Consider the following 22,834-nt stretch of genomic DNA (forward strand, 5'->3'; position numbering starts at 1 on the left):
ATTCCTTTTAGGTACGTCCGATGGGCGCCGCCCACCAGCTTCCCGTTCGGAATAGCAATTGAACTCGAAGTGCTCGCCCGCTCTGATGATGGCTCACCTATAGCAGCAATCGAGGGTGTGGCATGACAGGTCTCGCGATTGATCAGGGACACGCGATCGATCAGGGACAGTTGCGCGAGCAAGTGCTTGGGGTACCCGTGCACGCCCTGGGTTTGGCGCAGGCAGTCAACAGTGTCTTCGACTGGGCCCTACGGCGGGAGAGCCGAACGGTTTTCCTGTGCAATGTCCACAGTGTCGTCACCGCCCGCCGCAATCGCGCCCATGCCGAAGCGATGGATAGCGCCGACCTTGTCGCGCCGGATGGAGCGCCGGTGGCCTGGATGCTGAGGCGGCAGGGACACGCGGATCAGCCGCGCATCAGCGGACCGGACCTGATGTGGATTTGTTGCCGGAGGGCATCGGAACTCGGCACGGCAATGTTCCTGTACGGCGGCAGCCCGGGCACCCTCCAGCGTCTGGGAGGGTGCATTCGAACCGAGTTTGCCGGCATAAACATCGTGGGCTCTTACTCACCTCCGCGCCGCCCTCTGTCGGCCGAGGAAGATGAGGCAGTGGTCAGAATGATCAATCAGTCCGGTGCGAGGATCGTGTGGGTGGGACTCGGATGTCCCAAGCAGGAAAGCTGGATGCAGGCGCATCGCGGCCGGATCAATGCGGTCATGTTGGGGGTAGGAGCAGCTTTCGATTTCCACGCCGGAGACGTCAAGCGGGCGCCGCAATGGATGCAGAAGAGCGGGCTGGAATGGCTGCACCGGCTCCTCCAGGATCCCCGCCGCCTGGCGAGCAGGTATCTCGTGACGAACAGCCTGTTCATCCTGGCTTTGCTGCAGGCGTTGCTGCTTCCCAGGCACAGACTTCGTGACGGTTAGAGGGAGGCCGAACCAGTGAACACGCTCGGACCGCCGTATTGCTGATCTGCGCCAACTCCTTCACGGGCGGCTGTTCTTCGGCGCTGCTGCTGGGAGGCGGCGCTGCCCATATCTGGACGGTGTGGTTTGCATTGCCTCGACAGGCACCTGACTGGAGGCTACCATGACTCTGAGCAAACAGGCCGCCAGTCTGGCTGTCCTGCATGTCACCGACGTCCTGCAGCCGCTGATCATCTTGCCCTATGCCGGGCGCGTCCTCGGACCCATGAGTTTCGGGCAGTACGCGTATGCGCTCGCCATCGGTCAACTCGCTGCCTCCGTCGTAGCCTATGGATTTCATTGGACCGCGCAGCGCAGGGTTGCTTCCCTTCGTTACGAGCCGGCGGAGATCGCGTCACTCGTTGCTCAGGTCATGGCCACCAAGGCAGTGCTGTTCGTTGCCGTATGCCTGGTTGGCCTTGTGCTGGCCGGCGACGTCCTGGCGCTCAGTAGGCCGACATTCCTGTGCGCGATGCTCTCGGCCGCCGGCAGCATTATTTTTCCGGCCTGGCTCTTCGTCGGCCTGGAACGCGCCTGGCAGGCGGCCGTCGCGGTGGTTGTTGCTCGCGTTCTGGCGCTCGTCTGCTTCGTCGCCATGGTCGCATCACCTGACCAGGTCGCGCTCGCCGTTGCCATCCAGAGCGCAGTTCCCGTCGTCAGTGGCGTCATCTGCTTACCTTTCATCCTTCCGATCGGGTTCGGCGGCTTCAGGTCCGTGACGCTTTCGACGATTGGAATGCAGCTACGCAACGGCTGGAGGGGATTCCTCTTCTTAGCCGTGGAGACTGCCCTCTTCACCCTCCCCGTCGCCCTTGTCGGGCATTTCGAAGGTTATGTCGCAGCCGGACAATATTCTGTCGCCGAAAAATTCCTATTAGCCGCGCGGGTATTTTTCAAGTTGCTTATGGATACCTTCATACCGAGGGTTTCATACTACGCTCATGTCGACCCGGCTGCCGGGATACGACTGATAAGGATATCACTATTCACCGTAGCAGGCGGAACGGCGATGAGTATTGGAATGTTCTTTGTTGCCCCATATATAATATTGATCCTCTTCGGAGATGAATTTTTAGGGGCGATACCTATCGTGCGCGCAATGGCCATTATACCATTGCTGATGAACATAAATACATTCACAGCAAATATATTCATGTTTAGTTACGGCTATGAAAATGAATGGGCCGTCCTTAACGTATCCGGTCTGCTAGTATTCCTGGTGGCCACATATTTTTTGTCTTTCGTCATGGCGGAGCAAGCCATTGTTTATGCGCTGGTGGCGAAGGAAGTCGTCGTGCTGGTGGTTTCAGCCGGCTTCTTCCTCATTGGCGGAGCGGCCGCCCTTCGCACGGCGGCGGCTTGCGACGCAGGCCGGGTGCGAGGATATCCGCCGGCGTCCCAATCCGCGCCGTTGGAGCACGACGCCGATCGTTTCCGGTCGTAGGAGAGCATAGTATGTTCGCCACTGATCACTTTGTCCTTCAGCCGTCGGGGTCTCCTCATCAGCCGATCCCCCCCAAGGATCGCGACGAGCTGACCGCGAAAGACATCTTGAGATTTGTTCGAAGCAGTTGGCGCCTTTGCCTCCTCTGGATAGTTGTGAGCCTTGGTGTCGGCGGCGCATATGCGGTCCTTTCGCCTGGATATTACACCGCCTATGCGACAATCCTCCTTTCATCTCCGCCCGCTTCGCAACCGGGCGAAGCTGAGGCAGATGAGCGGGTCTATGTAGAGAGCCAGATACAGGTCATTCAGTCGGACGAGGTCGTCGGACGCGTTGTTGACCACACTGGCTTAGCGGAAGACGAAGAGTTTGTGATGGATGACAGCTTGCGCGCGCGGATCTCCAGCTATGTGCGGAGCCAGTTGGCGTCTCTCTTCGGCACCGAACTGCCGACGGCGGAGCCAAATATTCGGCATGAGGCGATGGTCCTTGTGAGGCGCGCGTTTTCCGTTCATCAGCTGGGTTCCTCCCGCGCCGTCGAGATCGGGGTCACCTCTTCCGATCCTCAGTTCTCGGCCATGCTCGCGAACGCGATCGCCGGCGGTTACATCGGAAGTCAGCGCGAACGCCGGCAGGCGGCTCGCGCGGAAGAAACATCTGATCTGCACAAGCGGCTGGCGGAACTTCGGGAAAAGGCTTTTGTGACCGAATCACCGAAGAAACTCCCATCGGACCCTGAATCTGCGGAGAGGGCAAGAGTCCTTTTCCGCGAGCAGCAGAGCGCGGCCGAGGTTTATCGCTCGCTTTACAATGCCCTTCTGCAGCGGACCCACTCCGATTTTAGCGCCTCGTCGCTGATCCCGAGCGCAAGGGTCATCACCGCGGCCGAACCGCCTCGCCAACGCAGTTGGCCGCCAACGGTCCTGATGGTAGCGCTCTCCGCTATGGCCGGTGGGATTGCCGGCGTTGGTCATGCATTGATCAGGCAGGCAATGAACCACCGCCTGATGACGGTCGAGGATGTGCACAGGTCGACCGGCCTCGATCGGATTGTAGGGATCCCCAGAATTCCCCGCCGCAGGTGGAATGTCGTGTGGCCATGCGAGCAGTCTTTGCAGCCCGTCTACTCAAAGGACGCTCCCGAGCTTCACAGCTCGCTGAGCAAGATTGCCACCCGGATGCGCGGAGTTCAGGGCCGCCAAGTGAGCAAGATTGCCACCCGGATGCGCGGAGTTCAGGGCCGCCAAGGCGGATTTGTAATCGGCGTTGCTTCACCCCTCGGCAAGTCCGGAAGCTCCACGGTGGCGGTTCATCTCGCAAGGGTCATTGCGGCGACCGGGCAAAAGACACTGCTCGTTGATGCCAATTGGCAAAAGCCATCAATGGACCAGCCAATGCTGAACGCGGAGCCAGGTCGCAAGCTCGCCAGGGCGTTTGCCACCATTCCCGCGGATCAGGAAGGGCTGGAAGTTCTGGTTCTCAGGCCCACGGGGTCAATCTCCGACTTGAATGCCTCGCTCTCGATCTCCGCTGCACTCCAGCATCTGCAGCAAGAATACAGTTGTATAGTGGTTGATTTTCACAGCACCGACCGCACCGCTGATCTGGAAGCGGCCATGGGCGTCCTCAGCGAGGTCCTCCTGGTGCTAAAGGCACGCCTCACTTTCGCGGACCATCTCGAGGGAATCTTGCGCATCATCCCTAGAGAGAAACTCTCGGCAGTAATTTTGACCAGGATCAACCGTGCGCCATCCTTCGCCGTGCGCCGCCGCACTGATCGCGGGAACCCACGCGGACCAATCTGGCTCGTGAAGGCTTTCAGTCCTAACCGGTGACACAGGTCATGACCTCGCCAGCGACATTGTCACGCAGGAAGGGTTCAGAGCCGGTCGACCTCGTTTGCAGCCATTCCCCTGACGTGCTCGACTACACCCTCTTTCTCTCCGGCATTTGGCTGGCCTGCGCCCTCGCAATATCCCTGCGCCTGCTTGGCCCTTTCTTCGTAGTGATCCCGGTCGGTGTCTGTCTGGCCTATGCCGTGCTGCGGCAGACGGTGCCGCCTCGTCTGCTGGCGGTCTACACCGCCTTCTGCCTCTTCATTGCCCTGCTGTCCAGATACGGGCTGATGCCGGATTCCTGGCAGGTTCACTTCCTTCAAGAAGCAGTCATAAGGCAAATCGTCCCGATTGTAGGATTCTTCGCCGTCGCATGGGCATCCAAGGCTTATTTCCGCCGCAGGCTGATGAGCGGCAATGCTTTTTTTGGTGCACCCGTTTTCCTGTTCCTATCTCTCGTTGTCGCGCCGGCGGTGATGTTTCAGCAGGACGTGCAATATCAGGGCGCATCTCCGCAAGCCACGATACCGATTCTTTATGGTTCGCTGATCAATAACATGGTCATTGCCATGTTTTTCATTGCAGGCGGTATTTTTCTGACGAACGACTGGCGCCGATACGGCGGCATTTTGCTCTTATTGGGAATAGCCCTCGCCAGCCCCTTGGCTCAGTTCAAGGTGCTCGCGGCCACGATGATCGTCATTCTAATTGGCGTGCCCGGCCGGTTGATGGCCGCAGCTCTGGCGACCGCACTGACTTCGGCCTATGCCGTCGGGCTGAACTTTATACCTCAAACCTTTGCTCTGGACCCGAACTCCGGGATCCGACTCGAGTTCATTTCGGACGCACTCGCATCCCTTGCGGATACATACGGATTTGGCATCGGATTTGGGAAGGAATCGGTCCGATGGCGATATGAGTTTCCCGGGTTCGAGGATATTACCTTTCTTCCCGACACCAGGAATATTACGCACGCCAAAATGCTTGAGATACTCTCGACCGGAATTCACAATTCGTTCTTTCAAGCCATATTGCGGACGGGGGTCATTGGTTTCATTTTAATCGTGTCTGCCATTTTGGTGGCCTTCCCGCCAAATCGACTGCCACGCGGTGTTCGCAATCATGCGTCCACAGTCTTCATCACGATTTTCCTCGCCATGTTCGTCAATCCAGTCCTGGAGAGCCCTGTACAGATTGTGGGAGTTGGTTTCTCATACGGCTATTTGATTGCACTTCGCGCCAGCGTTCCGGCCTTGGCTGTCGAACCCCCTCCAGTTGAACCGGGTCGAACGCAGCATTGCGCTTGTTCATACATCTGACGGAACATGGATGCGGCCCACCCGACATCGGCGGGCTATCGGTCTCGGTAGAAGGGGATCGCTTTGTACCGATTTTGGCGCGGCAGGAGCAGGAGAGCCGTCCGCTGATGTGCCCGCTTTTGCGGCGGCGCCGTGCCGCTTCCATGAGGAGTGCCTCGAAAGAGCCAGCGAGCCAGCCATTTTGCCTCGGCCTCGGCTATGGCTCCTCTGGTAGCATAGAGCCATCCACTGCGCAGGTTCGCCCGCGCCGGAGAAACCCGTGCTAAGTCGCCCGTAGAGATACGGGGGCAACCCGTTGGGGGAACCCATGAAGCTGTTGAGATCCTTGTTGTCGCCGCTGTCGATGACCATGGCTTCGACCCGCCTCGCTTCGTTCGCTGGCGCCATCGCTCTGATTCCGACAGCGGCACTTGCCGACTACACGCTACAGCCCGGAGACACGCTGGAAGTATCGGTCCCTGGTATTCCGGATTTCAGGCAGCGATTGCTGATCGGAGTGGACGGCGAAGTGAACTTGGCGCTGGTTGGAGCGGTTCAAGTCAGCGGCCTTTCCATTCAACAAGCGCAGGAAATAATCGCTGGCAGTCTCGCCAGCAAGCAGTATCAGCGGGGGACCGCGGACGGCCGTGAAGTAACGCACCTGATCCAGACCGACCAGGTCTTCGTTTCGCTTGCCGAATACCGGCCCATCTATGTTAATGGTGATGTGGCCAAGCCGGGAGAGTACATCTTCCGGCCGGGTATGACCGTCCGACAGGCCGTGGCGGTTGCGGGGGGCTACAGCGCTGCCCAGGTTCGCATCGCCAATCCGCTCATGGAAGCGGCCGATTTCCGTTCCGAGTACAAAGCCCTATGGGCGCAATTCGCAACGGAACAGGCTCGCATCTGGCGCCTTCGCACAGAACTCGGCGAAGAAGTCGAACATGTCAAAAACGTGCCGGTGCCTGAGACGCTCGCCGAACGATTGAAGCAAACGGCAACAGCGCATATCGAAGCTCGTTTGTCAGACAGTGAAAAGGACAAGGAGCTTCTGCGACGTGCTGTCGAGGAGACTAACCTGCAACTGGGCCTCCTGTCTGAAAAGAAGAAGAAGGACGAAGAGGGAAGCCAGGCCGACGCCGACGATTACGAGAGCGTCAGGACGCTGTTTCAGAAGGGCCTGGCGCCGACCACGCGCCTATCTGAAGCCCGTCGAGCGGTGCTTATGTCATCAACCCAACTGCTCGATACGATCGTCCAGGCATCGAACATCGAGCGCCAGCGCGGCGAATATGTCAGACAGATGAACAAGATCGACAGTGAACGACAAATCGCGGCCTTGGGAGAGCTACAGGAGGCCTATATGAATCTGGCCCAGATCTCGGCGCGTCTTGAGGGTACCGCGCAGAAGCTGGCGCTTACAGGTCAAGCGCAATCCACCTTGCTGATAGCCGCGGGTCGGCCCGAGATAACGGTCCATAGAAAGCGAGAGCAGGGCGCCGAGACGCTCCCCGGCAGCGAAGATCTCGGGCTTGCGCCCGGCGACGTTGTGGAGGTCGTTCTGCCAAAGGTCGACTTTTCCGGAGCCGTCGCGTCGTCGCCACGGGCGTCCGGGATGCCGAATTGAGATTCGGACGGGGCGGACTGCGATGCGCGTCTTAATGGTTCATAATTTCTACCAGATAAGGGCTGGAGAGGACAGCGTGGTTCGGGAGGAGCTCGCGTGCCTCAAGCAGAATGGGGTCGAGGTCGAGCTGTTCTCCGCCACGAATGACGATATCGTGCGGGTCGCGCGGAAGATTTCTACCGCCCTGGGGGTTGTCTACAACTCTCATTCACGGCGGGCACTGTCCCGAAAATTGGCGGAATTTTCACCCGATGTCGTCCATATCCACAATTTCTTTCCTCTCCTGAGCCCCTCCATCCTGGATGCGTGCCGCGAGGCCGGCGTGCCATCAGTAATGACCTTGCACAATTTCAGGATCCTCTGTCCCAGTTCCTTGCTTTATCCCGATGAGAGGCTTCGGGAGCGAAGTCTCCGCCACGCCTGCTGGTGGACTGTTCCGAAGAAGGTCTACAGGAATTCCCTGGCGGGCACGCTCGCCCTTGCCGCAATGGTCGAGTTTCACAAGAGAGCCGGCACCTGGTCCCGCAAGGTCGAGCGATTCATTGCCCTCACCGACTGGGCCAGGCGCAAGCTTGTGGAAGGCGGCCTGCCGGCCGAACGCATCGTCGTCAAGCCCAACGCTGTTGCCAGGCCGCCGATCTTCGGTGACCTTCGTCGCAATGGAGGGCTGTTCGTCGGACGACTGGATGAGCACCACAAGGGAGTGGCCACGCTGCTCGAGGCGTGGAAGGAGATCGACTATCCGCTGCGGATCATCGGCGACGGGCCGTTGGCCCCGCTTGTCGAGCAATCTGCGTGCGAGCGCGTGGAATATCTCGGGCGTCAGTCGCGCGAGACGGTGCTGAAAGAGATGCATGCTGCAGCATTCCTGCTCTTTCCGTCGAAAGGGTATGAATTGTTTCCCATGACAGTCATCGAGGCCTTCGCAAGCCGGCTGCCGGTCATCTGCTCGGATCTGCCGTGGATCAAAGGGGTCGTGGAGCCAGACGTCACCGGCCTTGTCGTTCCTGTCGGCAATGCCGGCGCGTTGGCCGATCGTGTGCGCTGGGCGCTTTCAAACCGATCTGCCTTGGAGGAAGTGGCAGGCCGGGCCTATGCCGCCTATCAGGAGCAGTACACGCCCGAAGCAAACTTCAATCGGCTGATGGCCATCTATGAACCCCTGGTCAGGCGCCGGATCCGGGCCTTCGCGGCGGTGTCGTGAGGTGGGCCGGAACATGCGCCGGCAGGAACCGACCAGGGCTGCCCATAGGGCAGACCAAGCTTCACGCGTCAACGAGCGCAGTGCGGGCCGGGGTACTCCCCATTTTTCGTTTATCGATTTCCCCGAGGATCGATCCTGCCGCCTCGCATACTTCGGAGAGTTCCTCTTTTGCTTCCATTGCCGAAACACGGTGCAACGGGAGGCTGCGGCCGCCCGCAGGCACCTATTGTGACAGTTTGATCGAATGCGCATTGTCTTGACCCGGCGCGAACCTTTGGATTCACCTGATGGTGTGAGCATCTTCATTGTGGCACTTGCCCAGGCGTTGCTCGAACTGGGGCACCAGGTGCAGATCGTGGTCGGCACCTTCGAAAGCCCCGCAAAATTTCAGCGACTTCTTTCGCCTCGCCTCGAGTTGCCGATAATCGGATTGAGCCGCACGCCTTTGACCGGACCGGCCTCAGTCGCGGCATGGCTGCGGGCGATCGGTATCATCAATCGGTTCCGGCCGGACCTTGTCATCCACAGCGAGACGGTGCCGCTACCGCTGCGTGGCACGATCGTCCAGATCGTTCACGATCTCGAGAGACGGAAAGGGGCGCTTGCGGCAGCATGGCGAGCCATTCGACGCGCGAGCATGCGGCGCTGCCACTACGTCGTCGCCTCCACGACCGAGCTTCAGGAGGAACTGGTGCGAGATCTTGGCCTGCCAAGGGACCAAATCCTGAAAATTCCCAAATGCATCGATCGCCAGTCATATGCGTCTCGTGGGCTGGCAGAGCGCGAGCGGGCAATCCTCCATGCCGGCACCTCGCCCTACAAGGTGCCTGAGGCGACGATTCGGGCATTCGGCGCCCTCAACGACGCTTCCGTACGGCTCTACGTGACGGGTGACATCACAAGACCGGTGCGGGAGGCGGTCGATGCTCTTCCTGAACCGATAAGGCGGCACGTAGTCCTTCTCGGCATGGCAGAGGGAGCACGCGTTCGCGAGCTACACAGCCGCGTTCGCGTCGCCGCTTTCCCCACGCGCTATACGGTTCCTGTCGCCTCAGCAACGGTGATGGAGGCGATCGCCAGCGGCACACCCATCGTCGGGACTTCAAGGCTCAGCCGGGATCTCCTCGCGGATGGCGTGAATGGGGCAGTGGTCGAACCACAGCCCGAGGCGATGGCCGCAACGCTAAAGGCGGTGCTGGACGATGATGACCTTTGGTCGCGTTTGTCGGCGGGTGCCCGCGAGAGGGTTAGACAGTTCGATGCTCACAGTGTTGCAAAGCAATATCTGGAGCTCGCGAACCCCTCCGGATTGCGGTCCAACATCGGAATCTCGGTGAAGGGGGAGGAAGACAAAGGGACTGACGAACCGCGGCTCGCGCGTCAGCGGCTTGTCGGGCTCCTTACATCCCATTCCCTGAAAGCTTCTTACGGTTGGGGAATGCGATGATCATCGGCTACTGTCGTATCAACACCTTCGAACCCGCTGCCAGGCTGGAGGCGCAAAAGCTTTATCTTGCCCGCTTGGGAGCCGAGAACTTCTTCTGCGAGAAGACCAGCATATTCGGTTCGACGCCGGAGCTGGAGAGGGCGATCGCATGTGCCGGGAAAGGAGACGTGATTGCGATCACGAAGCCGTACCGTGTTGCGCGCACAACCCGCGAAGTGCTGGCGCTCATCGAAAGGCTTGGCACCAAGGATGTCGGTCTTCGCATCGTCGACACACCTATCGATACGAGCACGACGACGGGACGCATGATTCTTGCATCAGCGCCTCTCTGGACGCTTGGGATGTCCCCGTCGCGGTCAATGCTGTCAGACCTGCTTCTCTTTTGGCGTCGTCGCCGGTAGGGCCTGGTCGGATTCAACGCACCAGCGCACTCGCTGCTCACTGCCAGTTGAAGGCAAGCCGCAATGGCGGTCTGGGATCAAATACCTTGCGCTCGATGGACCAACCGGCATGCACGGCCGCCCTTTGCCAGATGATGTTGCGGGGATTGGCGAGCGCGTGGACGCAGCAGTCCCTAACACTGTGCTTTTCAGCGCCTTCTGATATCCGGGTATGGAACGACAGGCCGTTGGATGTCGGGGCGTCCCTGCCGTCCCGTGGCCCATTGTAGGTGTCCCGGCTCCGGCAGCGGTTGAACGAGCAACCGCCACTGCCGACCTTACCCTGCGGAACGGCCGAGAAGGCGCCGTTGCCCTGTTGAACGGCATCGACGTCATCGACCCGGCAATTGAAGCTTCCCTCCAACATGACGCCAGCGCCCGTGGGGCTGTTGTTGTAGAAGACGAGTCCACGTCGAATTGTACAGCGATCCGAGTGAAAGGCGGAAATATTGTCCTCGGTCCAGGAGGTGGGACCGTTCTCGGCCGAGAATTCTTCCAGGCTCGTTTCCGGAGAGAGGTTGAACTGCACATTCTGTCCACGGGGGAACGGCCCGCGCGCGTCGTGGAGTTCGAGGAAGCTCATCTGGGTGCCCGGACAGTCGACGACGTAGATATTGGAGGAGCCGCGGGACGCCTTGACACGGATGATGATCGCATCGGGGCAGCTTTCCAGCTCTATGTTGTTGCGGTTCTGGCTTGGTCCGGTCCCCGAGGGGGGAACGCCGACATGATCGATCTCGAGATCCTGCAAGCGTATTCCGGCTGCTCCCCGGGCGTATATCCCGCTGCCCATGGCATGACGAATGCGGCAGCTGCGGACGATGACGCCCTGATGGAGTGCCGTGATCCCGTTGTCATGGGGGGCGTAAATGTCAAGATTTTCAATGATCTGCCCATCCGCGCGCGTGAGCACGGGTCCGCTTGGACGCAGAAAGGAGGCGGCACCCCCGAACCATTTACCGCCTGATCCCCCCTGGGCAGGATGCACCGCTGCACCGACGACACCCGAGGCAGGCAGCGCCAGCAGCCCGGCAAGGAGACGGCGCCGGTCAAGGCGCGGGGATTCAAGAGACTGCCGGCCGCGCGACATGGAATCTGTCAGCAGTTCGGGTGCTAAACGTCGACTCGGCTTGTGCGGAGACGTCGAGGTGGCCAACGAGATGCAGATAAACCCCACCTCTCGGCAAGGCGGCTTCTTCGGCTAGGTTGTCGTCAGGCATCCCCATTTCCCCTGTGCGCCAGCGGCGTAGGTTCCCGAAGAATGCACATCGGCGGCAGGCTTATGCCCGCACAGGACTCCGCACACCATCTCTCCATTCCACCCGCCGCGAAAGCCCTTCATAAGGCTTAATTCCGATGGGCAAAGTGCCATCTGCCGGATTCCCTGCCATTCTCCGAAGCTGGTAATAAGCGGAGCGCGAGGCGATGTCGGTTGAAGCGGACGTCTTTGACTATGTGATCGTCGGAGCCGGGGCGGGAGGCTGCGTCTTGGCCAATCGTCTGGCGGCTGACGGCACCAATACGGTCTGCCTGCTCGAGGCGGGGCCGGCCGACAGCAGCATCCTTCTGCACATTCCGGCGGGACTCTACAAGACATCCTCGAATCCGAAATATGCCTGGCAGTTCGAAACGGAGCCTAGTCCGGGGACGGCCAACCGTTCTATTCCGATGTCGCAGGGCAAGACACTAGGCGGTTCGACCGCAATTAACGGCATGAACTACAACCGCGGCGCGGCGGCGGACTTCGACGAGTGGGCCCTCCAGGGCAATCGAGGCTGGGGCTACGCCGACGTGCTGCCCTATTTCAAGAGAACCGAGCGGAGGCTTGGGACATGCGATCCCTTCTACCGCGGGACGGACGGACTGCTTCCAGTTACAGACTGCGATTGGCGACATCCACTATGTGATGCATTCATCGAGGCCGCGCTCAATGCCGGTATCCCGCGTAATCCCGACTACAATTCAGCAAGCCAGGCCGGCGTGGGCTACTATCAGCGCTATATCGACAACGGATGGCGCGTGAGCGCAGCGCGGGCTTTCCTACGGCCGGTCGCCAGAAAGAAGAACTTGGACGTCCGCACGAACGCGCAGGCCACTGCCGTCCTGTTCGAGGGAAAGCGTGCCATCGGCGTTCGATATGCACGAGGAGGGCCGAGTCATCCCACGAGCTGTGTGAAGGCCCGTCGGGAGGTGATCCTCTCCGCTGGCGCGGCGAACTCACCAAAGCTGCTGCAGCTGTCAGGCGTCGGTGCTGCGAGTATGCTCTCCGGCCTTGGAATTCCGGTCGTGCACGAATTGCCCGGTGTCGGTGCAAATGTTCAGGACCATTACATCGTCCATGTGATCGCCCGGGTGGAGGGCATCGAAACGGTCAGCGGACACGGCGTCGCCCTCTTGCGCGAGGCAGCGAAATGGATGCTGGGCCGCCCGAACTTTCTCGCCGTCAGCCCGTCGCTCGTCTACGGGTTCGCCAACTCGCGGGATCTTCACTCCACCCCCGATATCCAGCTTGACCTTGCCCTGGGCAATTATACCGATCACGGCGCGCGGCGGTTTCCGGTCATCAAGCTTGGCTACTATCAGTTGCGGCCGAAGAGCATCGGACATGTTCGGGCGGTCTCGGCAGATCCGTTTCAAGCTCCGCTCATCCAGCCCAACTATCTCGCCGATGATCAGGACCGACAGGTCGTTATTAACGGCATGAGGACTGTGCAGCAGCTGTTTCGGGCCCCCGAGCTAAGGCGCTACAACTGCACGGAAGAGCTTCCCGGCCCGAAAATAACGGACGACGCCGACCGGCTCCAGTTTGCCCGCGAAATCGGGCTGACCGCCTATCATTTGTGCGGATCGTGCCGGATGGGCCCGTCCGACAGTGTTGAATCTGTCGTGGACCACCAGTTGCGGGTCCACGGCCTCAAGGGCCTGAGGGTCGTTGATGCTTCCATCATGCCCTCCGTTCCCTCGGCCAACACTTCGGCCGCTGTCTTTATGATCGCGGAAAAGGCAGCAGACATGATCCTGGGTCGGCAACCTCTCCCGGCACTGGAGCGCCATGCGCCGGGCCAACCTGCGGCGGCCGAATAGTTGAAAGTCGGCCGACAACTGCCGGGAGAATTCCTTGAAGAGACGTACACTGGTTGCCTCTGAATTCAATGCGAAGGACCGGGCTCACTTTGCGTTGGCGTATGAGTTTTGCCGCATCGTTGCCGAATGCGAGGATGCCGATCTGATCGCGCCCGGCATCGACAACTACCTGACGAGATACTTTCACGCCATCTTGCCAAAGCACGATCCTCACAACGTCCAGCGTGACTTCAACAGACTGACGAGCGCGATTCGCAAAGGGCTAGGCTTGAGGAACGCACCAACCATGGAGCCTGTTCGGCTCACCCAAGACTATGACCTTTTCTTCTTCGTCGCTTGGAGCCCGCAAAGTCTTGTTGAATTGTCTCGGATCCACAACTGGCGCGGCCGCTGCAAGGTTGCTGTCGCGTATCTGTTCGAACTCTGGTCGAGCACGCTCGAAGAGGACCGCCAATATCTGAAGCTCCTGGACCAGTTCGACCACGTGTTCCTGTTGCACAGCGCGTGCATACCGCGCCTGCCTCAATACACCCGCACGCCCTGTTCCTTTCTTGCCACGGCTGTCGACGGCCTCATTGCAACGCCGTACCTGTCGCCGGTCAAACGCGTGATCGACGTATACTCGATCGGCAACCGAGCCGCGAAGATACACGGACAGCTTCTGAAGCTGGCCGAAGAGCGGGACTTCTTCTATCTCTACGACACGCTCGCAAGCACAGATTCCCGGGTCAGGGACTGGCATGAGCATCGGTTGCTGCTCGCCAATATCATCAGGCGAACGCGCTACTTCATGGCTTTCAGTCCAGCGGCACTTGCAAACTCCAAGTCCGTCACGGTTGCCGGCGAGCAGGTGCTGCCTGCCCGTTTCTTCGAAGGGGCCGCGGGCGGCGCCGTCATGCTTGGGACCGCGCCGCAATGCGCCGAATTCGGTGAGCACTTTGACTGGCAAGACGCGGTGATCGAGGTATCACCAGACTCGAGCAGTGTCGCAGACGTAATTGGCGAACTCGACGCAAACCCCCGCCGCACAGAATTGTTGCGCAGGACAAACGCGGTCCGTTGCCTAGAGATGCACGATTGGGTTTACCGTTGGGAGCACATCCTTGTCACGATCGGAATGGAGCCGTTCCCGCGACTCCATATTCGCAAGTCCCTGCTGCGACAGATCGCCGCCGATGCGATGGCGCTCGCCTAGACGATCGGGCCCGAAAGCGGGAACCGCTTTCGGGTTCGGTGCTCAAACGGTGCTCAAACAATGAAAAAGAGCGGCAGTTCCGAACCGGTTGCTTCTGTCGGAGCGTCCCCCCGCTCCAGTGCTGCGCGCGAGAGCATTTCATTTCGAGCTACTCCGAAGAGCTAACAGGCGCCGGAAGCGGGCAAGGAGAAGGTCGTGTGTCCGCCGGCTCTGCCCTTTGGGGTTAGAGCTTATGCCGAATTGGATTCGCACAGTGTGGCTGCCATTCTCTCAACTCCAAGAACCGAGTGCTGCCGCAACCACGGCAATCGAACTTCGAAAGGGGCAATCACCGCAGGCGGCGGATGCAGTCACGCTAGGCATTTCGGCGATTTTCAGCGGAGGAGGGGGCGGTCGTCACGACATGGTGGATGGATGCGGCTTTGAACGCAGGTGAACGTCATGGCACTTCTTCATGAAGACCCCCGTGCGGGCGTCACGTCAATCGCACCGCGGTGGAACGTCAAAGGCAATGTTCTTCTGCAGTCGTTTCCGCTTCTCGAGGCAATGTCCGTCGTGCTGCTCAGCATCGTCTCGGGAAAGGTATATGATTTTGTGAGTTTCGGACATTTCGGCGAGTACGGCCGGAACTTCGGGCTTGGTGTTGTTGTAGCCGCCCTTTTTTCGACTTCCGCATATGCGCGCGGCCTATATCTGAGTTCCGAGCCGCGGTCGCTGGCCTCACAGATCAAGGAGGTCGTGCTGATCTGGACGGCGGTCTTTCTTTGCCTGTCGGTTGTGGCGCTTACACTCAAGGTGGGAGACATGTTTTCGCGCCAAGCCGTTATGCTGTTCTTCGTGACGGGACTTGGCGGCATCATCTTCGTGCGCTTGGGCGCCGGACGACTGTTTGCCTCCTTGACCAGGTCGGACATGCTTGCCAAACCGCAAGTAGTGATCGTAACGCAATCGGACGTGCGCGTGCCAAGTGGCGTAGTCCAGGCAATCGAGGCTTCCGGATGCGACGTCTGCCAAACGATTACATTGCCGGCGGCATCCAGCGAGGGCTCGCTCCTTGAGTGTATGGAAAAGCTCATTGAACATGTGCGTCGGCGTTCTGTCGACGAGATAGTCCTTGCTGTCAGTTGGGCTGACATTTCCCTGATTGAGAAAATCACCGCTTACCTTTGCGTGGTTCCGGTACCCGTAAGGCTCCTTCCGGACCACGTCGTTAGCGCGCTCTTGAAGCGGCCTGTCGTCAACCTGGGGGGGACGAGGGCGATAGAACTGCAACGCGCGCCCCTAACGACGCCTCAGCTGCTTACGAAGCGGCTCTTCGACCTTGTGTTGACCACTGCCGCCCTTCCATTTCTTCTGCCCCCTCTGGCCGTTGTAGCGGGGCTGATTGCGCTCGAATCCGGGAGGCCGGTGCTCTTCTGTCAGCGTCGGGCCGGGTTCAATGGCCGCACGTTCAAGATCTATAAGTTCCGAACGATGACGATCCTGGAGGACGGGCCTGTTGTCCCTCAAGCCTGCAGGGGCGATCCCCGCGTCACCCGCGTTGGGCGCATATTGAGAAGGTTCAGTATCGACGAGATTCCGCAGCTGTGGAACGTGCTGAAGGGCGACATGTCGTTGATAGGCCCGCGGCCGCACGCGCTGGCGCATGACAGCGAATACAGTCAGATCATTTCTCTCTATCCGGCTCGGCACAAGGTGAAGCCGGGGATCACCGGCTGGGCACAAATAAATGGCTGCCGCGGCGCGACGCCGCATGTATACATGATGATCAGGCGTGTCGAACACGATATGTGGTACGTCAACAACTGGTCGGTCTGGCTCGACGTAAAGATCCTGCTTCTGACCATCCCCCGCATCTGGACGGGGCGAAACGCCTTCTAGCCCAACTTTGCCGATTCGAGGCCGCTGGAGGCGATTTTGTGTGGCAAGTAGTGATTGATTTGCAAGGAGTGGCGACTGGCAGACGACCCCATCAATTAACTGCCAAGCGACACCTCACTCGGAAAGAGCGAACCTCTTCTTCGACGCTATCAGATCGTGTCTCTCTGGTCGTGAGTTCCACTCGAATCGAACGATCTCCACGCCCACACCAAACGAGGATGACGGCTTCTGTGAGTCCGCAACAAACCCGAACCACTGACCGAACTGCGGGGCCTTCCCTTGTCGAGTATGCTACGGCGAGGTTAGTTCCCCAAGGGCGGCTTGCATGCATCAAAGGGCAAAATATCCTGCTCAGTTCAACGCAGGGGGTAGTTTTTGCGCTCAATGACACTGCGGCTGATATCTGGCGCTCGCTTGAAGAAGGCGTGCCGGTCGAGGCTATCTTGGGCGAGATGGCAGCCCGTGGCGTTGATAGGCAAGAGGCCTATGGCTATGTCGAGGCTGCCCTTCAAGACTGGGAACGGCTCGGCCTAATCCAGCCTGCTCCACCGCCGTGCCCAACCGCAGCTCATCAATATATCTGCCAGGTCGTTGCTGTTCCAGGCGTGTGTGTGCGCATACTGTATCCGACGGCCGTCGCCTTTCCGGCCGCGACCGTATTTCAGCATCTCGAAGTTCGAAACAGGGCCGTCGACGTTCTATTCCATCTGGTTGAGCGTAGGGAGCGGATCCACCTGTTCCGGGATGGCCACTGGACTGATTCCTGTGGTCGAGACGAGATACCCATTATGGTCAAAGGGCAACTGCTGGCCGAAGTGCTTGGGCACAGTGAATATGAACTCGCCCTCCATGCGGCGGCGCTTTTCAAGAACGGCCGCACGCTCCTCCTTTGTGGTAACCCCGGCTCGGGCAAGACGACGCTGACCTTGGCGCTGGTCCACGCGGGGTTTGGCTTCGCGGCAGACGATGTGACACTTCTCGACTCGGCCGGACACGGTATCGGCCTTGCTTTTGCGCCTGCAGTCAAATCGGGATCATGGTCCATTCTCGGACAACATTTCCCCGAACTCGGCAGGTCTCCGGTTTACCGGCGCCCCGATCGCAGACGCGTGCGCTTTCTTGTGCCTAAGGATCATGTCCCTCCCGTTCCCCGGCCCGTGGGCTGGGTGGTCTTGCTCTGTCGGACGCAGGATGCCAAACCTTCCCTGCGGGTGATTGACCCGACCGACATCCTGGGTGGCTTGCTGAACGGCGCCTTTGCGCGGAATAAAGAGCTAAGCAGCACCGCGTTCGACGTTCTTTGCCAAGTCATCCGATCGGCACAGGGCTTTTGCCTGACCTATGCCAAATTGGATGACGCGTTGGAACTGCTGAAGGAGGCGTGCCGATGAAGCCCACCAGGGATGCGCTCGAGGCCCTGATCGCGGGACTTAGCGGCCGCCCGGTGGTAACGGCCGACTGGCAGGCGGTAATTGCACTCGCCAACCACACTCTGCTTACGCCCGTCTTGTTCGCCACTCTTTCGCACACGGGCCAGCTTGACCGGCTCCCCGAAGACGTGGGCCAGTATCTTCAGTTCATTTACCGCTGCAACCGGGAACGCAATTTGCGCTTGCGCAGGCAACTGAATGAAGCCGTTGCTGCCCTCAATCAGTGGGGCGTCGTTCCGGTCCTGCTCAAAGGGGCCGTTACCTTGTTCCTTTCGTCGAGCGGCAGGGTTCCCGACAGGATCATGAGCGATCTCGACTTGGCTGTGGAAACGGCCAAAGAAGGGGCTGCCCGGGCTTGCCTTGCCAAGCTTGGCTATGCCGAAGTGACGGTCGCGGGTAGCATGGCGCGCCCGCAAGACGTCGGTCTCCTGGAGCTCCGGCCGTACCGGGAGATTGACCGCGAGTCCCCGAGGCTTGCCCGCCGTCACGGCCTTAGGGCGAAAATCCCCGCCCCACAGTCGCGGGCCCTCCACTGGATCATGCATGATCTCATCAAGGAGGCGGACTACTGGCGCGGAAGGACCGACTTTCGCCACCTTTATGATCTGGCACGGCTGGCGGAACAGCATAAGCTGGATTGGGCGGTGCTTCGAACATCCTTGCCCGACCAGAGCGCGCGGAACGCGTTCGATACTCAACTCCTGGCATTGAGTCACTTCTTTGGCGTCAGAGCACCGGCGCAATATGTGCGGCGCCCATTGGTTCGCTTTCAACACTGGCGGCGTGTCTTCCCCTTGTATCATCCCGTCCTCGGCGTTCCATTGCGCCTGGTCGGCAATTCGCTGTGGGGTATGTGGCGACTTCTACATGGCGATGGCTTGGGCCGACGGAGTCCGCTCGACTTTGGACGCCGCGCCACTAGCATCCTCCTTGACGGCGATCTCGGGTCAAAAGTGTAGTAATACTCAATTTCCTGAATTGTATCTTGATGGCGCGTTGTCTTCACGAGTCGCATATGATAGATTGTGTGGTTAGAGTTGTCGCGCTGGCTGGAGTACGTTTGATGAAGAGCGAGAAATATTCCAAAGGAAAGACAGATAAACTTGTCCCGGAAGAACAGGCACGTCGTGAATTTCTAAAGAATGCCGGGCGTTTTGCTGTTGTAACACCTCCATCCATTGCTCTGTTGCTTGGCACGAGCCTGAACTCGCAAGCTATTGCCGCATCGCATGGCGCACGTCCCGGACATGGATGGGGCGGCAAGAAACGCACTCCTGGCCGCAAGCGTTAAAATGGTTCCTCTGGTCGTTCTGGCCGATCATAGATGACGTGTAGTCCGGAACGCCTAAGCCGGTTGGAGGCGGCCGTGGAAACGGAAGCGCGCCTCGCCCGATCTTTGCCCCAGCGGTCATCCATCCTGCCATATTGCCGCGTCTCTGCGGTCTACCCTGATCCCGTCTAAGGGAAGGGGTCAGTTTTCGCGCATGCCGAGACGGAACGCGTCCGTCAGAGGTTGCGTCAAGTAGGACAGCACGGTCGTCTCGCCGGTCGCAACGATCACCTCCGCCGGCATGCCGGGCCTAAGTTTCTCGCGGACCTGTTCGGGGAACTGAGAGACCTGCACGGAAACTTTCAACTCGTAGTAGGGCTCACGCGTCACTTCGTCATGGAGCGCGTCAGCGGCAACGGTCTGCACCTCGCCGATCGCGACCGGCGTCGAGCGAGCCTTGAACGAAGGCAGTCGGATCTCGGCAGGAAGGCCCTCGGCAACATTGTTGATGTCGACCGGCGACATCTTCGCCGAGACGATCAGAGTGTCGTCGTCAGGGACGATCTCCATCAAGGTTTCGCCGGGGCGAACCACGGCTCCTATCGTGTGTACCTTAAAGCCGACAACGCGCCCGGACCGCGGTGCGCGTATTTCGGTGCGGTTGAGCACGTCATCTGCAACGTGCAGCTTTTCGCCGGCGTCGGTGAGCTTGGCACTGGTCTCGGCAAACTGTGCCGAGACCTCTTCGATGGCCTCGCGCCCGACTTGCTCGATCTGGAGTCGCGCCTCGCCGATAGTGTGGCGCTCGCCCGCTATTTCGGCAAGGAAGGCACCAAGCTGACCTTGGAGATCGGCCTGCTGCCGTTTGAGCGCGGTCAGCCGCGTGCCCAGAATGATGCCCTTATGGGCTAAGGGCGCCAGCATATCGTGCTCTTCTGTGATACTCTCGATCTGCAAACGGACAGCCTCGCTTTGGGACTGCATGGCCTCGATCTTCCGTTCGGACTGGGCGATGCGCTCCTGCAAAATGGGAACCTCGTTCGTACGGGCCAAGCGGCGCTTGTTGAACAGTCGCAACTGGTCTTCCATCGCGCGCTGGGCGAGGGGGGCGCTCCCTAGCGTGAGTTCGCGCGGGAAAGTGACCATTTCGGCTCCGTCCAGTTCCGCCTGCAGCCGTGCCTTCTCGGCAAGCAGCGAGAAGACAGCGGACCTCGCGATTTCGCCCTGCGCCTGCGCCTCGGTGAGATCAAGGCGCACGAGCACCTGACCCTCGGTCACATGTGCGTTGGGCGAGACGAGAATGTCGCGCACGATACCGCCCGCAAGGTGCTGAACCGCCTTGCGGTCGGTTTCGACCACAACTGTACCCGAAGCGATCACCGCGCTGTCGAGGCTGGCCAGAGAGGCCCACCCGCCGAGGATGCCGAAGGTCAGCACGACGATGCCAAAGCCCATCCGCGCGGGCTTGCGCCAGTCGCCGGAGAGGTTTGCGTGCGCCGGCTTGTGGTCTGAGCCGGCAAAATCTAACGGCGCGAAAATCTGCGGGAAGCTAGCTCGAGTCGCCCGTCCTGCATGCAAGAGCGCGGAAAGTGTCGGCCCCACCCCGCTTGTACAAGCGGGGGCAGGGGTCGAGCGGGCCGTCCGCATCGGGAGCCCGCGAACCCGTGCTATGATTGCCGTCCTTTTCGAGGTGTCAGGCATCATCATTGGTTTCGACTCGTTATGCATCGACGCGTGTCCGGCGGAGGAGAGAGTGCGCTGGATCTGACGCCGGCGGTCCGGCGCGCCCTCCATCCCAGACGGGCCGCCGCGGTGCCGGCGCTACGTTCGGGCCGACGAGCGACGGCAGCAACTGGTCACGACTGCCCATCTGCGCTATTCGTCCTTCCTGCATGATGATCATTCGATCCACCGCCGACAGGAGGTTCGGCCTGTGGGTCACGATCACAACGGTCTTTCCGTCTCTCCGCAACCCTTCGATTGCCCGGATCAGTGCGCGATTGCCATCGCTGTCCAAATTGGCATCAGGCTCATCGAGCACGACGAAGCTCGGCTCGCCAAACAGGGCGCGCGCGAGACCGACCCGCTGCCGCTGCCCACCCGACAGTCCGACTCCATCCTCCCCGATGTCGGTCATATACCCTTTGGGGAGGCGCTGGATCATCTCGTGCGCAGAGGCGAGTGTTGCCGCCTCGGTCACCTGCGCATCGACCGCGTCAGCTCGGAAGCGCGCAATGTTGTCGCGCACGGAACCGGAGAACAGCTCAATATCCTGGGGCAGGTAGCCGAGCGCGGTGCCGAGTTGGTCCGGATCGTAATGGCGCAAATCGTTGCCATCGAGTCGCACGCATCCTTGCGCCGGCGGCGACGCACCTACAAGCGCACGCGCGAGCGAGGATTTGCCCGAGCCCGATAAACCAACGAGGGCGACCACCTCTCCCGCTTTCAGCGTGAACGTCGCGCCCATGACGACCGGCGTGTTCGTACCGGGGGCGAGGACGAAAAGGTTCTCGACGGAAACCGTACCCCTGACGTCAGGCAGACGCACGCGTCCAGCAATGGGCGGGTTCTCCTCGAATATGCGTTCCAGGCGCGCATGGGCGCTGCGCGCGGACACGATACTTTTCCATTGCGCCACCATGATCTCAATAGGGGCAAGCGCCCGACCCATGATAAGCGACGCCGCAAACAGGACGCCCCCGGAGATTTCCTGGTTAATAGCCAGGTACGCACCGATGCCCATCATGGCCGTTTGAATGGCCATGCGCAGAAACTTGGACAACGCAAGAAGTGTGCCGCCGCGCTCGCCCGCGCTGACGGAGTAACCTAGCGCTTCCTCGCGGATTCCGGTGCACCGTGACCGGATAGCGGGCCCCATCCCGAGCCCCCGAATTGCCTCTGCATTGCGCAGCGAGGAGCCCAGCCTGTCGATCGCGCGAGTGTTCGTGAGCGAGGCTCGCAAGAGCAAGCCCTTCGTCGCTCGCTCATTTACGAGTGCGATCGTCACTATCGCCACCGCGCCGACGAGGGCCACAAGGCCGATCAACGGGTGAAGTAGGAAGCAGATCACGATGTAGATCGGAGCCCAGGGCGCGTCCATCAGCGCCATGATGACGCCGCCCGAAAGAATGTCGCGCATGAGGTCGAGATCGCGCAGGGTCTGTCCATGATTCGATCCGCGGGTACGCAGCGCCGAGGAAAGCGCCGCCTCGAAGGCGGGACCAGACAAGAGCCGGTCGAACCGCACGCCAGCCTGCTGGAGGATACGAGCCCGATAATGTTCGAGGGTCCCATAGGTCATCAGCAACACGCCAACGATCACCGAAATAATGACGAGCGTGACGGCATTACGGCTCGTTAGGACGCGATCATAAATTTGCATCGTGTAGAGCGGAGACACGAACATGAGAAGATTGATGAAGAGCGAGAGCCCGCCGGCCGCGCAGAGGCCCGGACGGATCTCGCGCAAGGCCACCGCCAGCGGCGAGGGCACGTGCAAGGAGAAATTTGTCATCTATTATCCGAATCCAGTGAAGCGGTCGCAGGGCGCTCTAACCTGGCCATTTTCAGGCCTCTGTTCACGAGCGAGGAAGGCGGCAGGGCAGGCGAGGTCTCATGCAAAAATCCCCCGACGGAACCACCCGCCGAGTTGGTCCGAGCGCGAGCCCTGCCCCATCACACCGTGCTGAAGTGTGGCGCAACCGTCTGCTG

17 protein-coding genes are annotated in these 22,834 nt (G+C 60.1%); 14 read left to right on the forward strand and 3 right to left on the reverse strand.

Translation table 11 applies throughout. From position 1 onward, the window contains the following. Nucleotides 1–122: 122 nt before the first annotated feature. From AC0L15_RS30045 to AC0L15_RS30080, 8 genes are all read left to right on the forward strand, one after another. Entirely contained in the window at nucleotides 123–929 is an 807-nt protein-coding gene (locus tag AC0L15_RS30045) for a WecB/TagA/CpsF family glycosyltransferase (RefSeq protein ID WP_128246350.1), read from the forward strand. 163 nt (nucleotides 930–1,092) lie between these two features. Further along, nucleotides 1,093–2,412, forward strand: a complete 1,320-nt coding sequence (locus AC0L15_RS30050; RefSeq protein ID WP_128246349.1) for an oligosaccharide flippase family protein — start codon at nucleotides 1,093–1,095, stop codon at nucleotides 2,410–2,412. An 11-nt stretch (nucleotides 2,413–2,423) separates the two neighbouring features. Next, complete coding sequence (locus AC0L15_RS30055; RefSeq protein ID WP_287250472.1) at nucleotides 2,424–4,247, forward strand: Wzz/FepE/Etk N-terminal domain-containing protein; 1,824 nt, start codon at nucleotides 2,424–2,426, stop codon at nucleotides 4,245–4,247. A gap of 8 nt (nucleotides 4,248–4,255) precedes the next feature. Beyond that, the gene (locus AC0L15_RS30060) at nucleotides 4,256–5,566 is read left to right on the forward strand and encodes an O-antigen ligase family protein (RefSeq protein ID WP_128246347.1); all 1,311 of its coding nucleotides are present in this window, start codon (nucleotides 4,256–4,258) and stop codon (nucleotides 5,564–5,566) included. A gap of 307 nt (nucleotides 5,567–5,873) precedes the next feature. Further along, entirely contained in the window at nucleotides 5,874–7,172 is a 1,299-nt protein-coding gene (locus tag AC0L15_RS30065) for a polysaccharide biosynthesis/export family protein (protein ID WP_473497981.1), read from the forward strand. 22 nt (nucleotides 7,173–7,194) lie between these two features. Further along, the gene (locus tag AC0L15_RS30070; RefSeq protein ID WP_287053169.1) at nucleotides 7,195–8,376 is read left to right on the forward strand and encodes a glycosyltransferase family 4 protein; all 1,182 of its coding nucleotides are present in this window, start codon (nucleotides 7,195–7,197) and stop codon (nucleotides 8,374–8,376) included. Between the two features lie 244 nt (nucleotides 8,377–8,620). Further along, nucleotides 8,621–9,823: a glycosyltransferase family 4 protein gene (locus tag AC0L15_RS30075; protein ID WP_287323854.1), complete on the forward strand. Its 1,203-nt coding sequence runs from the start codon at nucleotides 8,621–8,623 to the stop codon at nucleotides 9,821–9,823. Continuing rightward, nucleotides 9,820–10,224 (forward strand): recombinase family protein, encoded by a 405-nt coding sequence (locus AC0L15_RS30080; protein WP_128246343.1) that lies wholly within the window; start codon nucleotides 9,820–9,822, stop codon nucleotides 10,222–10,224. Before AC0L15_RS30075 ends, AC0L15_RS30080 begins: the two co-directional genes overlap by 4 nt. Nucleotides 10,225–10,261: 37 nt before the next feature. Here AC0L15_RS30080 and AC0L15_RS30085 read toward each other — a convergent pair whose 3' ends face one another. Beyond that, nucleotides 10,262–11,353 carry a right-handed parallel beta-helix repeat-containing protein gene (locus AC0L15_RS30085; protein WP_128246342.1) on the reverse strand — a complete coding sequence of 364 codons (1,092 nt, stop codon included), beginning with the start codon at nucleotides 11,351–11,353 and terminating at the stop codon, nucleotides 10,262–10,264. 335 nt (nucleotides 11,354–11,688) lie between these two features. Between AC0L15_RS30085 and AC0L15_RS30090 the strand changes: the two genes are divergently transcribed. The 6 genes from AC0L15_RS30090 to AC0L15_RS30115 all read left to right on the forward strand — a co-directional run bounded on the left by AC0L15_RS30090 (nucleotide 11,689) and on the right by AC0L15_RS30115 (nucleotide 19,144). Beyond that, nucleotides 11,689–13,347, forward strand: a complete 1,659-nt coding sequence (locus AC0L15_RS30090; RefSeq protein ID WP_128246341.1) for a GMC family oxidoreductase — start codon at nucleotides 11,689–11,691, stop codon at nucleotides 13,345–13,347. Nucleotides 13,348–13,381: 34 nt separating this feature from the next. Further along, nucleotides 13,382–14,542, forward strand: coding sequence for a glycosyltransferase (locus tag AC0L15_RS30095; RefSeq protein WP_287062381.1), 1,161 nt, complete (start codon nucleotides 13,382–13,384; stop codon nucleotides 14,540–14,542). Nucleotides 14,543–14,983: 441 nt separating this feature from the next. Beyond that, nucleotides 14,984–16,423, forward strand: a complete 1,440-nt coding sequence (locus AC0L15_RS30100; protein ID WP_128246339.1) for an exopolysaccharide biosynthesis polyprenyl glycosylphosphotransferase — start codon at nucleotides 14,984–14,986, stop codon at nucleotides 16,421–16,423. Nucleotides 16,424–16,641: 218 nt separating this feature from the next. After that, nucleotides 16,642–17,814 carry a PqqD family peptide modification chaperone gene (locus AC0L15_RS30105; RefSeq protein WP_287062378.1) on the forward strand — a complete coding sequence of 391 codons (1,173 nt, stop codon included), beginning with the start codon at nucleotides 16,642–16,644 and terminating at the stop codon, nucleotides 17,812–17,814. After that, nucleotides 17,811–18,812 carry a nucleotidyltransferase family protein gene (locus AC0L15_RS30110; protein WP_287250484.1) on the forward strand — a complete coding sequence of 334 codons (1,002 nt, stop codon included), beginning with the start codon at nucleotides 17,811–17,813 and terminating at the stop codon, nucleotides 18,810–18,812. The genes AC0L15_RS30105 and AC0L15_RS30110 overlap by 4 nt, the downstream gene beginning before the upstream one ends. A gap of 104 nt (nucleotides 18,813–18,916) precedes the next feature. Next, a complete protein-coding gene (locus AC0L15_RS30115; RefSeq protein ID WP_128246336.1) occupies nucleotides 18,917–19,144 on the forward strand; it encodes a hypothetical protein in 228 nt (75 codons plus the stop codon). 180 nt (nucleotides 19,145–19,324) lie between these two features. On the opposite strand, the gene AC0L15_RS30120 is transcribed toward AC0L15_RS30115, so the two are convergent. Further along, the gene (locus AC0L15_RS30120) at nucleotides 19,325–20,725 is read right to left on the reverse strand and encodes an HlyD family type I secretion periplasmic adaptor subunit (RefSeq protein WP_287062376.1); all 1,401 of its coding nucleotides are present in this window, start codon (nucleotides 20,723–20,725) and stop codon (nucleotides 19,325–19,327) included. A 118-nt stretch (nucleotides 20,726–20,843) separates the two neighbouring features. Beyond that, complete coding sequence (locus AC0L15_RS30125) at nucleotides 20,844–22,637, reverse strand: type I secretion system permease/ATPase (protein ID WP_128246335.1); 1,794 nt, start codon at nucleotides 22,635–22,637, stop codon at nucleotides 20,844–20,846. Nucleotides 22,638–22,834 lie beyond the last annotated feature (197 nt).

Source organism: Mesorhizobium sp. WSM4846, from assembly GCF_055811415.1.